The organism is Paenibacillus sp. J22FR83 (assembly GCF_059691955.1).
Genome location: NZ_JCAUAM010000022.1, coordinates 65313 through 78951, shown reverse-complemented (window position 1 = coordinate 78951; position 13639 = coordinate 65313). Strand labels below are relative to the sequence as shown.

8 protein-coding genes are annotated in these 13639 nt (G+C 48.5%); 7 read left to right on the top strand and 1 reads right to left on the bottom strand.

Translation table 11 applies throughout. The features are described 5' to 3' along the window. Positions 1-56 precede the first annotated feature (56 nt). The 3 genes from AC58PV_RS30050 to AC58PV_RS30040 all read left to right on the top strand — a co-directional run bounded on the left by AC58PV_RS30050 (position 57) and on the right by AC58PV_RS30040 (position 7689). A complete protein-coding gene (locus tag AC58PV_RS30050) occupies positions 57-1703 on the top strand; it encodes an S-layer homology domain-containing protein (RefSeq protein WP_497436527.1) in 1647 nt (548 codons plus the stop codon). Between the two features lies 1 nt (position 1704). Next, a complete protein-coding gene (locus AC58PV_RS30045; protein WP_497436526.1) occupies positions 1705-6096 on the top strand; it encodes a 3-keto-alpha-glucoside-1,2-lyase-like domain-containing protein in 4392 nt (1463 codons plus the stop codon). A 162-nt stretch (positions 6097-6258) separates the two neighbouring features. Beyond that, entirely contained in the window at positions 6259-7689 is a 1431-nt protein-coding gene (locus tag AC58PV_RS30040; protein ID WP_497436524.1) for a glycoside hydrolase, read from the top strand. A gap of 326 nt (positions 7690-8015) precedes the next feature. Here the strand turns inward: AC58PV_RS30040 and AC58PV_RS30035 are convergent, their stop codons facing one another. After that, the gene (locus tag AC58PV_RS30035; protein WP_497436522.1) at positions 8016-8843 is read right to left on the bottom strand and encodes a helix-turn-helix transcriptional regulator; all 828 of its coding nucleotides are present in this window, start codon (positions 8841-8843) and stop codon (positions 8016-8018) included. 121 nt (positions 8844-8964) lie between these two features. On the opposite strand from AC58PV_RS30035, the gene AC58PV_RS30030 reads away from it, so the two are divergent. The 4 genes from AC58PV_RS30030 (at position 8965) to AC58PV_RS30015 (ending at position 13608) form a co-directional block, all read left to right on the top strand. Then, positions 8965-9813 carry an NAD-dependent epimerase/dehydratase family protein gene (locus AC58PV_RS30030; protein WP_497436521.1) on the top strand — a complete coding sequence of 283 codons (849 nt, stop codon included), beginning with the start codon at positions 8965-8967 and terminating at the stop codon, positions 9811-9813. Positions 9814-10087: 274 nt separating this feature from the next. After that, positions 10088-11023 (top strand): ABC transporter permease, encoded by a 936-nt coding sequence (locus tag AC58PV_RS30025; RefSeq protein ID WP_497436519.1) that lies wholly within the window; start codon positions 10088-10090, stop codon positions 11021-11023. 15 nt (positions 11024-11038) lie between these two features. Next, positions 11039-11914 carry a carbohydrate ABC transporter permease gene (locus AC58PV_RS30020; protein WP_497436517.1) on the top strand — a complete coding sequence of 292 codons (876 nt, stop codon included), beginning with the start codon at positions 11039-11041 and terminating at the stop codon, positions 11912-11914. A gap of 59 nt (positions 11915-11973) precedes the next feature. After that, a complete protein-coding gene (locus tag AC58PV_RS30015) occupies positions 11974-13608 on the top strand; it encodes an extracellular solute-binding protein (RefSeq protein WP_497436515.1) in 1635 nt (544 codons plus the stop codon). The last annotated feature ends 31 nt before the right edge of the window (positions 13609-13639 follow it).

Genomic DNA, 13639 nt, shown 5'->3' with positions numbered 1-13639 from the left:
TAAGCGCTTCCTTGTTGTATATCTGACTATTTCAATAGGAACAGGAGGAGAAATAGGTGTTAATAAAACGATTAACAAGCATGTTAGTGCTAATCGTGTTGCTCTTCACGGCAAGCATTGTCGATGCAGCTGAGTCGTCAACGAGTCTTGCCCCCATCGGGCAAAAGAAGCAGGGCGAATCGCTGACGATCCAAGGAACAACGAGCTTGCAGGAAGTCATCGTGCAGATTATGCGGCCGAATCAGACGCTGATGGAAATGGACCAACTGACGAAGTCGGAGCTGCTTGCGGGCAAAACCATAACTTTGCCGATGCAAGCACCCTTGGGGAGCTATACGGTGAAGGTTGGTAACGGCAGTGATGTAAGCGTGGCGACGTTCGTCGTTGTTGCAAGCGGGGGCGGTGATCCGGATCCGGGGACGGACCCAGGGACAGATCCGGGGACAGGTCCAGGGACGGACACGGAAACAGATTCAGGGCCAGACCCAGAGGATACCCCGGCAGCTCCTGGGCTTCCTGGCGTGAAGCCTGGCGGCAGCGGCGAGCTCGCTGTGGGCAAGCCTGACGCAGCAGGCGTGGCGAAAGCGGCCGTGACACTGGAAGCGCTAGACCAAGCTTTCGCCAGGGTGCAGGGTGCTGCTTCATCAAAGCTGACGCTAGACGTGCAGAAGGTGGAGGGAGCGCAAGCCTACGAAACGACCCTTCCAGCTGCTGCCCTAACCGAGGGAGGCAAGCTAAGGCAGCTGACGCTTCGAACGGAGTTCGGCTCGTTAACGTTGCCGAGCAATATGTTTAAGGCGGAGACAATCGCCGGGGCAGCGAGTGTGTCCATCACGTTGCGTCATGTCGTAGCAGATAACTTATCTGCGCAAGCGAAGGCTGCAATTGGCAATCGGCCCATCGTGGACATCCAAGTGATGCTGGATGGTCAACCAGTGCCTTGGGCGAATGAACAGACACCCGTCAGCGTGTCGATCCCGTATCAGCCGACGCTAACGGAGCTGACCAACCCTGAGAACATCACGGTCTGGTATCTCGATGGGAGTGGCAAGCCTGTGCCCGTGACGAGCGGCAAATACGACGAGAAATCAGGCCAAGTGACATTCACCACCACGCATTTTAGCCAATATGCTGTCGTCTATGTAACGAGGACATTTGCGGATATCGCTGCATATCCGTGGGCTAAGAAACAGATTGAAGCTCTCGCAGCCAAGGGCATTATAGCGGGAACTTCGGAGGGGGCTTTTTCTCCGGCGACTTCGATCAAACGGGCTGACTTTGTCCTGTTACTCATGCGGACGCTAGAAATGACGGCGCCAGCGGGGGAACGCTTCGCAGATGTTAACGAAAGTGATTATTATCAAGATGCGGTTCAGACGGCAAGAACGCTTGGCATTACGCAAGGCTTTGGCGATAACCTGTTCAAGCCGAACCAAACCATTTCCCGGCAGGAAATGATGACGCTTACGGCGAGAGCGCTGACCATCGTTGGTAAGCTTGCGCATGTTGGAACTGGCGGCAATTTGGCCGCATTCAAGGACGCAGCTGACGTAGCGAGCTATGCTTCGGACAGCATCCAAGCGCTGATTGGGCAAGGGATTATCGAAGGCAACGATGGTTTACTATTGCCGTTGGCTAGTACGAGCAGAGCGGAAACAGCCGTGATGTTATACCGAATTTACCATAGATCGGGAGGTATGTAGGATGCGATTTTTGAAAAAGCATTGCGCTGCGCTAACCGCAGCTCTCATGCTCACTTCAGCCGCCGTTAGCTTCGCTCCGCAAGCTGTGCAGGCAGCGAGCATGAATTTGGAGGCGGACTATGCCGTCTCGGAAGGGCCGCTCGTGCGAACGGAGCAATTTAACAATACGAATTACACCCCTTTGCCTGTCCATGTCGTTGATGAATTGAAAGGGATTAAGACGAAGGTTGTACGGGATTTTGTCAAAATCAACTGGTACTACAATAAAGATAGTGCGAATAGTGACTATCTAGCCTACTCTATCGACGATGCGCGGAATGCGACGAATCCAGACCTACTGAGTGCACGCAAAGAAACGTATGATTTCATGTCACAGTTTTCGGATTCTCTCCTCATTTCCCTTGCCTATTCCTATGGCGGCGATGCGAATCCGGAGAAGAACCGGTTGATCGCCGGTGAAACCACAATGAATTGGCCGGAATTCGATAAGGCCATGAAGAAGATTATTTTTACATTGAAGGAGAAAAATCCAGAGCTAGAGTACATCGAAGTCGGTAATGAACCGAACTTGGAGCCCGCTTTTTATGGTCATACGAAGGAAGACATCCCTGGTTATATGCGCATGTATCAAGGTATGTCGGAAGCGGTGAAATGGGTCAATACCCAAGGACTCGCTGGCCAATCCGTGAAGGTGGGAGGACCGGTGTTATCTGGCTATAACTTTGACAAGCAGAAGCAGTTCGTTGATATCGCCTATGCCAATGGGTACCAAGTGGATTTCGTTTCTTGGCACCGCTATCAAGAGGATGTGCGGATGAATGAGACACAGGAAATTGAAATGAAGGGCTATCTGCACAGGTTTTATCCGAATGCTACCACCATTGTGAGTGAGTACGGCTGGAAAGGCGGCGGTGGCTTAAGCGATGCGACGAACAATGTTGGTCTCGCCAAGCAAGCGGCATTCATGACCGATTCAGCTTACTTCTATGCACGTGGAGGCACGGATATCCCAATGAACTGGGTCGCAGTGCATACGCTTAACGCGTATTTCAAAAACCAATTCGATGTCGACTATGCGTTAAGCAGCGGAGATACGGGGAATTGGCAATCTTTTACCAATAGCGATCCGAGATCCTTGCAATTTTTGAACCTACGCGGTTGGCGCGAATCAGCTTCGACCTCGAAGCCGATGAAAATCAAGGAGATTCGGTTCTTCGACAGCAGCAATACTCCGATTCCGATCCCTAATGTGTTAAATGATCCTAGCATTGCAGCCGTTACAGATAATGACGATGCAACGCAATTTACGCAATCCGATTATTGGACATGGTTAAAGTTTGACCTAGGAGCGAATGCCCCAGCGATCGCAAGAGTGGATATCAAATGGGGAAACACGGACATCAACACGTTCCAACTCATCGGGACGAGCGATAAGCTGAAATATTACGAGGTGCTCGGGCATACCTTTTTCACACCTTATTTCAACACGATGCGCATGTTTGCTCAGTTAGGGGATACGCGTGTCAAAACTAGCGGTGGCAGCACCGATATTTATGGCACACGGATGTTAGCCACGAAGAATAGCGATACGAAAGCTACGATGATGGTTTGGAATAAGCAAGGTGACGGTACAGCATCCGCCAATGTGGATATTAGCGTGAAGAATTTGCCTGTGGGCTTCCAAGGGAAAAGCGTTCGCTACAAAAAGCTCCTTGTCGATGAAGCTCACAGCAATCATGCCTATAACAAGATAGATGACCTGCAAATGGTCGATGAAGGAGTCGTCAATCTCACCGATACGATCGTGCTAAGCCAAACGCTGGAGAAAAATGCGGTCATGCTCATCGAGCTGGAAGCCGTAGATCCGAGTATTAAAAATATCGTGTCCGCAGGTAAAACGGTGACCTTATCTCCTGGCATGACGGGCGGGGCGAACCTCGTAGATGGCTATGATACGACTGCAGCTGTTGCTGCTGCTAACACCTATCCGCAAACAGTGACTGTCGATTTAAGTAAGTCCTATCAGCTCGCGGGGATGGGCATCGATTGGACGAATAGCGCCTCCAGAGGGTACACCTATAAGATCGAGACCAGTCTGGATGGTACTCATTTTACGCTAGCATCGGATATGACGTTTAGCTCAAACCCAACCTACGTGCCTCCTCTGGGAAATAGTCTAGCGTGGTTCACTGGGAAAGAGCGTTACGTCAAGTTAACGGTAACAGGCTCTACGTACGATGGCCCGCTATCGATCAATGAAGTGAAAGTATTTGCAGATGGGATGTACAAAAATGACTTCGAATCCGTCGCCGATCGGGATACATCCGCTTGGACGATGACGGGGTATAGCAGCGCCTCTACGCCATGGACATTCGCTACCGACAGCGTGACGAACAACACGTATGCGATTCCGGTAAATACGTATGGTACAACACCTAGTTTTGCCATCCTCGGAGACGACTTGAAAGATTATGGGGTTGAAGCTCGCATTAAAGTGGCGAATAGCAGCTACACAGGTCAAGTACAGATGGGGTTGCTAGCTAGAGCTAGCACGTATAATAGTCAGTATTATTTTAAATTAATGAGAACGAGTACGACGAATCAAGCTATTCTGGAAAAAAGAATAAGCGGAACGACGACTGTTCTAGCAACGGTTGATTTACCGACAGCGATTGATTCATCGAAATGGTATAAGCTCAATCTGGAAACGATCGGCACGACAATTAAAGGCTATGTCGATGGTGTACTTGTCATTGAAACGACGGATACCAGCCGTACAAGCGGTAAATTCGGCTTACGCAGTCATGATGCCCTAGCGAGTTATGATGATGTGCGGGTATATCCAATCGTACCGTTGCTTGGCAGTATCAAAGTGGATGGCGTGACGATCAACGGATTTGATCCTAAAATTAATAACTACACAGTACTTGTGCCTTCTTCAACCAGCACAGTGACGGTGACAGGTTCAGCCTATGGAACAGGCAGTATTGCGGTTTCGCCAGCTTCAGGGCAAGTAACGTTCGATGCGGTAGGACAAGAGAAAACCTATATGATTGCTGCTCTATCTAGTGAAGGGAATGGCGCGAACTACTATTCGCTTAGGTTAAAGCAGGCGAGCTCGGATGCGACGTTAAGCAGCTTGAGGTTGTCCGTGGTCACGGATTCACTTACAGCACCAGGTCAGAAGCTTCCAGCCATGAGTATTGCACTCATCCCAGGGCAAACGAATTACACCATACACGTACCTTCTAGGACGAATTATGTCAAAGTTGTCGAGGCTGTACCGACGGCGAGCAATGTGGCCACAGCGCAGATCTCAGATGGCGTTATGGTGAATGGAACGGGGACCGCGAAGGTGACGGTCACCTCAGAGGCCGGCACAACGACGATGTACACGCTGAACCTTGTAGCGAACGCTGAAGCTCCTATAGGAGCGGTGCTTTACCAAGAAGATTTTGAAGGTGGCAGCTTCAATTCCGATCCTTCCGTCGGCTGGAACAATGGGGCGACACCGAATGCTGCTTCATCGCATTTGCGGGTCGTAGACGAGGAGCAAGGTAAAGTGCTTGAGAAATATACAACAACGAGCATGGCTTTTACCGTTGGTCAAAGTGCATGGACGAATTACGATGTGCGGGCAAGGGTCAAAGCGCAAGTCGGAACTGCCCTGCCAGGCGTGATCGCGCGGGCTTCCGATGATGCGAAGAACTTCTATATGCTGCGCATTCATAATGGCACCAATGGGTTGGCAGGCGGCAGCACAGGCTATGTAGCTTTGGGCCGCATGGTGAATGGAAGTCTAAAGGAGCTGGATAGCAAAAAAATCCCGTATCCTTACATCGTTGGAAACTGGTATCAATTAAGGCTGGTCGTGGAGGGCAATCACCTCAAGGGCTACGTTGATGATAACCTCATTTTCGATGAAATCGATAATGGCAGTTTATTTTCCTCCAATCCGCCGGCACTCACACAAGGGAAAGCGGGGATCCGCGTCGCCAACCAAGCAGCTAGAATCGACGATTTTCTCGTGACTGAACTGACAGATGACGTCGTTGTCGTGCCGCCGGTTGAAACGCCATTACCTTTTACCCTAGAAGGTCAGTTGGATAGAAGCAATGGGCTTCGTGCAAGTGTACTCGTTAACCGTACGGCAAACGCAGCGGATCATGCAGGAACGGAAGTTGTTTTCTTCCAACTGCTCAAAGGTACAACACCTGTATCCTATGTCGCGATGGAAAGCGAAATTGGAGCAGGAAATCGTGTAGCTGGACATTTTGATGTACCCGACCCGGAGAATATGAGCTATCACGTTCATGCTTTCGTGGTAAGTTCATGGGATGTCCTGAACGAAAGCATGCCGCTTTCGCTTTCGAATAGGTTGGATATGGAATAAATGAAATAGACAGGCTGTAATCCGACTAAGGTGTCGAGATTGCGGCCTGTTTCTGATGAAAGTCGAGATATGACTATAGACGACAACGTTTGAATCCGCTTACAATTACGTTGTCTTCAGCGGTACGCGCGGCCGAGGGAGCACCATTAGGTGAGGAGTGGTATGCCATTGAACACGAACCGTTCGAGTTTATCGATCAAGGTAGTGATGATACTGTTTACTGTTGTGATAGGCTTCACGTGCTTACCGATCAGCGTCCCGATCGCCGCAGCGGCCGATACGATTACCCTTACGAAAGCGACGACCTACCAAGCGATCGATGGTTTTGGAGCAGCGGCGAATAAGCCGGTGTACGATTTGCAGCACAATATGAGCGCGATGAATCAGAGTGCTATTCTGGATAAACTGTTTCTCAACAGCGGTTCTAATGCTGGACTTACAATGATTCGGTGGGAAGTCAATCCCTTCAAGCTAAGTGAGGACCCATCGGGCATTGAGATTTCCTATTGTGGATGGAACAATTGTACAGAAGATTGGAGTACGGATTCGCACCAACGGTGGTTTGCCGACCAGGCGTTGTCGCGTTATAGTGCTATGCAGTTCTATGCCGTTCCATGGAGCCCTCCTTCGTGGATGAAAGACACAGCTACCGTGAAAGGCGGTCATTTGCTCCCTGCTCGCTATACGGACTATGCCAACTATGTAGCAAGGTGGGTCCAGAAATATCGGGGTGATTTCGGCTACAACGTCAAATGGTTAAGCATTCAAAATGAACCTGATTATGAGAATCCGCTATGGGCAACTGCCCGATATTACAACGCAGAGATGGACAGTGTCATTGGTGCGGTTGATAGCGCCCTGACCAGCAAAGGGATAAGGTCGCAAGTTAAATTAACGTCTCCCGAAGCAACATCGGAGAATGTGGCCATGAATTTCCTGAACAATATGCCAACGAACAAAAGCCTTGTGGACTATGTAGCCTATCATAATTATGGCAATGATAATAGCACGCTTTATGCGGAAACAAAGCCAAAACTAATGACGGAATATAATTTGAAGGACGAGACCAACAATCTCTGGGATCCTGGCAATACGACCTATGATAACCAACAAGCAATTGATCTCGCGGTCCGCATTCATCGTGCTCTGACCACAGGGGGCTCGAACGCGGCCAAAGGGTTCTTGTATTGGTGGAGTGTTGGCAGCAATGAGAGCTTGGCGCAACAGTTAATCAATCTGGATACGAGCGGAGGCACGTATGCAACGAGTAAGGTTCTCTACGCGATGGGCAATTTCAGCCGTGTGATGAGACCTGGTTATGTTCGCATTCAAACGGCTTCCAGCAACCCATCTCTATTAGTTGTGGCAACGAAAATCAACTCTACCAGCAAAGCGCAGCTTGTCGTCATCAATACCTCTTCATCCGATATCACAGCTACCGTGAGCGGGTTCAGTACATCCTCAACCGCAGCATCCAAGCTCAAGACCAGTGCTACGGATAACCTTACTAACATGACAGATGTGACACTCTCAGGGGGATCGTTTACGCAAACATTTTCCGCCAAATCGGTGTATTCCTTCTCAGAAAAATAAGATCACAACCAAGCGGCAGGCGTCCTGGAGACGGCTGTCTCTTGGGATATGCGGAACGTTTTTTATCGGGTTGGATTGATCCTGGCTTTCAACATACCTTTCAACAAACTAACTGGATTTTCTCCATCTATTTGGAGGGGATTTCCTGAATTCGAAGGATTAACTGTATTTTCTGTAGCTAAATTCTTGCAATTAGCACAAATATTCTTTTTCTATACAAAATACATGTACTTTTTCCATCTAATAACGAAAATACATCAATCTCGAGCATATTAGCTGTAGTTTATACATTTAAAAACTAATTTGCAGTGGATAGACTCTTTGTTTTAAGTTTTCAACAGATGTGTTAACCGTTCGGCAGTTTCAACAGTAGCTGTGTAAGTCATGATTTTCATATAGGGGCTATGAGGTGTTTCTAGAGTTACAAGTTCAAACTCCATCTCGCCAATGGTAGGATCCAACCATCTTTTGTGACAGTCAGCAGCGATTTGAACGTCATGAAGCGGCCAATATGCACGAAAAACCTCGCTAGTTTGCATAAACTCCTCTATCCGTTCATGGAACCTTTCATCATGCGGGAAATGGGCGTAATCTGCACGAAAATGGGCAATCATGACCTGCGCTTTGGCCTCCCAATCGGGATTATTCGTCTGAAGAGACGATGCTGTCAGGAACCTACGCAACCAATTAGGTCGTTGTTCAGATTCCACATCAGTCGCCGGAAGGCGAAATACCATGCGTGCAGCCTGATTCCACATCAGCATATCCCAGTTTCTTCCCAAAATGAAAGCAGGATTCGGTTCAAGCGCGAGCAACATTCGCTCCATACCTATGTTTACCGTTGTAGCTGGTTCCTCTTCTTCGGGTGCAGCTGTTCTTGCCAGCATATGAAGATGACGTCGCTCATCGACGGATAGTTGGAGTGCGTCTGCTATGCTATCAAGCACTTGAGCTGAAGGGTTCACCTCTCTGCCCTGCTCTAAGGAGGTATACCAGGAAGTCCCTATATTAGCAAGATGGGCCACTTCCTCACGCCGCAGTCCAGGTGTACGACGCCGTCCAAATGAAGATAATCCCACTTCTTCCGGGGTAAGACGTTCTCGGCGTGCCCGCATAAATTCGCCAAGCGATAAGCTAGTAGACATCTCTCCCATAGTTGATTCCCCTTATCCTGACACTGCCAAACCTACGATAAACGCAGGAAGGCTTATGGTTATAGTATCTGCAATACTGTAAGTATAGCACCAACATAACGAGGGAGGTAATTGGAATACGATGAATATTTTTGTAACAGGAGCAACAGGGAAAGTAGGGAGTCGCTTTGTACCACGCTTACTGCAGCGGGGTCATAACGTTAGCGTGTTGGTACGGGATGCGGCGAAGGCGGGGATGCTGAAGCAGCTAGGTGCGAACGTCATTGAGGGAGATCTTTTGCAGCCGGAAAGCCTTTCTTCCGTGCTTAGGGGTATAGATGTTGTTGTGCATCTCGCAGCGCAATTTCGTGGTGTCGATGAATCCACTGCGCGGAAGTCAAACATCGATGCAAGTATTTCCTTAGCAGAAGCAGCATGCAAAGCGAATGTTCCAAGGTTTGTATTTGCTAGTACGAATCTCGTATATGGCACTGGGAATACCAGTGGACCGAGCCGAGAGAATGATCCTCTGCACCCCTCGCACCCTTACCCTCAGACGAAAAAAATAGCGGAAGAAGCTTTGAGCAAGCTTCATCGGGAGAAAGGACTGGGACTTCGCATTGTACGACTTGCGTTTGTCTATGGAGAAGGTGATCCTCATATCACCGAATTTTTGCCGATAATGAGGAAATGGCATGCGGCTAAACGGCTTCATATGATTCATCATGCGGATGTAAGCCAAGCCTTGCTTCTAGCGGCTACAACTCCCGGTATCGACGGCAGCATTTATAATGCCGCTGATGATTCACCGATTACCGTGGCAGAGCTGTTTCGAGTTCATCATCAGTCCGAACGGTTAGAGGCAGAGGATGCACAGCAGCCTTTCAATTCATGGGACATGATCGTCGATACAACTCGCATTAGAGACGAGTTGAACTATCGTCCAATGTACCCCTCATTTTATACAGCGCGAGATGCTGGAGCTTTGTGATTAGGATGAAGGAAACGTACAGTTAACGCCATTAAATTTCTTAGCAGTAAAAACCTTCCGAAAGGAAGGTTTTTTACTGTTCGTATATGCGTCCAAGGTATGCCGGAAGGGGAGATAGCCACCTTATCTACTCTTTTTCATCGATCTTGTTTTTTTGCATTTCTAGTCTTCCTTACCCCTATGCAAAAAAGCAAAACCATGAAAATATCGAAGATTTACATCCGTTTTGGCAACCCGCTATGATAGGGCTATCCGATCGGGGAGTGATCAACGAATGATAAAAAGAAATAAGGAGATAGTGGGGATGAAGCTGGTCTTCCGTACGATCGTCCGGGATCGTGTGCTCTATATCATGATGATTCCCGGGCTGCTGTTTTATTTGATTTTCAAGTATGTACCGATGTATGGATTGTTAATGGCTTTCCAGAACTACTCCATCTCTAAAGGGGTATGGGGAAGCACGTGGGTGGGGTTCGAGCATTTTCGAGCGTTCTTCGATTCCCCGGATGCAGCGGTGCTCATTAGGAATACCCTCGTTTTGAATGCGCTGGAGCTGCTAATCGTCTTCCCGGCGCCTATCCTGCTGGCCGTGCTTTTCCACGAACTGCGCTTCGCCCTATTTAAAAGGCTGGCACAGACGATAAGCTACTTACCGCATTTTATTTCGACTGTCGTCATCTGCGGCATTATCGTCAACTTCTTGTCGCCATCGACTGGCATCGTTAACCATCTGCTCCAGGCCTTCGGAATCAAGCCGATTATGTTTCTTGGGGAATCGCAATGGTTCCGGCCGATCTATATCGCATCCGAGTTGTGGCAGAAGGCCGGCTGGGACACCATCATTTATTTGGCGGCTATCGCTGGGGTCAATCCTACCTTGTATGAAGCGGCCAAGATAGACGGAGCGAACCGCTGGCAGCAAATTCGTCATGTGACGCTTGTCGGGATGATTCCGGTCATGATTATTTTGTTCATTATTAAAATCGGTCACATTCTCGAACTCGGCGTTCAGAAAATTATTTTGCTTTACAACCCTCTCGTCTACGATAAAGCAGATGTCATCAGCACTTTTGTGTATCGAAGAGGGCTGCTAGACGCCGATTACAGCTTCGCTTCGGCTGTCAGCCTGTTCCAATCGGTCATTGGGCTGATTCTGGTGGTTGCTTTTAACCGGTTGGCCCGGAAATATTCGGAGACCAGCTTATGGTAGCGGAGGGATGAACCAATGAGAATGAAGACGAGCTTCGGCTCTAAGCTTTTTGATGTATGTAATGTGCTGTTAATGCTCGCATTGATGATGCTGATGGTATATCCGTTCCTCTACGTGTTCTCGGCGTCCATCAGTAATCCAAGTCTAGTCGTCAAAGGGGAAGTCATCATGTTCCCCAAACAAATCACGCTAGAAGCCTATCGGCTCGTTGCCAAGGATCCCTATATCTGGATCAGCTACTACAACACGATTAAATATACGGTACTGCAGACGGTGCTTACCCTTATCTTCACGGCTATGCTGGCTTACCCTTTAGCTAAAAAGCGGTTGCTTGGCCGGCGCACGATTATGCTTCTTATCGCCTTCACGATGCTGTTCAATGGAGGACTCATTCCAACATTTCTTGTCGTGAAGCAGCTCGGTCTGATCAACACAACGTGGGCTTTGATTATTCCATCCTTAATTAGTACCTGGTACTTATTTCTGATGCGAACGTTCTTCGAGGGAATTCCAGATGAGCTGGAGGATGCGGCAACAATGGATGGCTGCAGTGCGCTGGGTGTCTTGTTCCGGGTTGTACTTCCTTTGTCTACACCGATTATGGCGACTGTTGCTTTATTTACGGCAGTTGGCCAGTGGAACTCATTCTTCGAAGCGCTTATTTATTTGTCCGATAAACACATGTATCCCTTGCAAATTCATCTGCGGAATATCGTCATTTCCAGTTCCGCAGCTTCGCAGGTGTCAGGCAACCAGGACGGGGATGTGTATATTCTGGAGACAGTGAAGTATTCCACGATCATCTTTGCGACGCTGCCCATTTTACTTGTGTATCCTTTTATCCAGAAGTATTTCGTACAAGGGAGCATGATCGGCGGCATTAAAGGATAGAAACTACTGAAGCGGGGCTTAAATTAGCATATAATCGATTAAGGGAGGTCTATGTAAAAATGGGCAAAACAATCAAATGGCTGGCAGGTGTCACCGCCGTTGCCGCAACCGTTACACTGCTCGCAGGTTGTACAGATACCAAGGAAGCGACTCCGAAGAAGGAAGCTGCAGCGACTCCGAGTGCACAGAGCAATCCCCGAACTGGAGGACTCAATTTACCGCTTAGCAGCACACCGGTGACGTACAAATTCCTGATCCGCGAAGTGGCGGATATTCCCGTCAAGAATGACTGGCTCGTTCTGAAGGAGCTAGCTAAGAAAACGAACGTAAACATTCAGTTCGAGCCTGTCCCATCGACGGGCTACGAAGAGAAGAAGAAGCTGCTTATCGCGACGAATAACGTGCCTGACTTTTCCTTGGTGAACGAGACGGATGCGCTCAAAGCAGGCCCTGATAAAGTGTTTCTGAATTTAAAGCCATATATCGACAAAGGGTTGATGCCCAATGTGAAGAAGCTGATGTCCGAAATTCCAGACATTACGGCTGTGACGACGGCAGGGGACGGCGGTATTTATTCGCTGCCAGGCTTAAGTGAGCCGAATTGGCTGAGCTATTCCTGGATGGTGCGTGACGATATTATGAAGGAGCTTGGCTTGCAGGCGCCGAAGGATACGGACGACTTGTATCGCATGCTGAAGGCGATGAAGGAGAAATATCCGAAATCATTCCCACTGATTACACAGAATGCTGCTGCCGCCGGCTCCAACGTTCCAAGCTTGTTTAACGTGTTTACGACGATGTTTACAGAAACGACGTCTGCGCTAGGATATAATCCTTTTTATAAAAAATATGAATTTGCACCAAGCCATTCACAATACAAAAGTATGTTGACGTACTTGAACAAGCTGTATACGGAAGGACTGCTCGATCAGGAATTTGCTATCATGAAAACGCAAAACTGGGAGCAACGTGTGCAGTCGGGAACTTCCTTCATGACTTATTACAACAAAGGTCGGATCGATATCTTTACTGACGCAGCCGTGAAAGCTGATCCGAACACGAAATACAACATGGTTGGCATGACGCCTGTGGCGGCTCCTGGGATGAGACCATTTCAACTGATTAAACCTAAAGTGAATGCTCCCGTATCTGTCGCGCTATCCGCTAATATTAAGAACCCGGAAATTGCTGTACAGTTCTTCGATTATCTTTACAGTGATGAAGGATCGGATATTTACATGCTGGGTGCAGAGGGCGTTACGTATGAGAAGGTTAATGGTAAAGCACAGTACTTGCCAGCGTTTGGGACGATTCCGACAGCGATCCAATCCAAATTGAAAACGGAATTTGGCGTTCGCTATAACAACTTCCCGATGATGAACTATGTGAACAAAGGCAGAGATGCTGAGCCTCCGATGACGAAAAAGTTGCAGGAACTCGAAGCGATGAACGCCAAGTCGGCGATCGACCCTTCCCCTTCCGTTGTCGCGACAGAAGCCGAATTAAGCCTTGAGAAGTCGAAGCTTCCGAGCCTCGAAAAGTATATGGAGCAGAAGTTGACTGAGTTCGTCATGGGGAAAACACCAATTACGGACGCTGCTTTAACTGATTTTATCGCTCAGTGCAAAAAGCTTGGAAGTGACGATCTAATCAAGATGTATAACGAGCAATTGCAAAGAGCGTTGAAGAAATAGGCACTGTATTCAAACTGTGTCTAGGAACGAA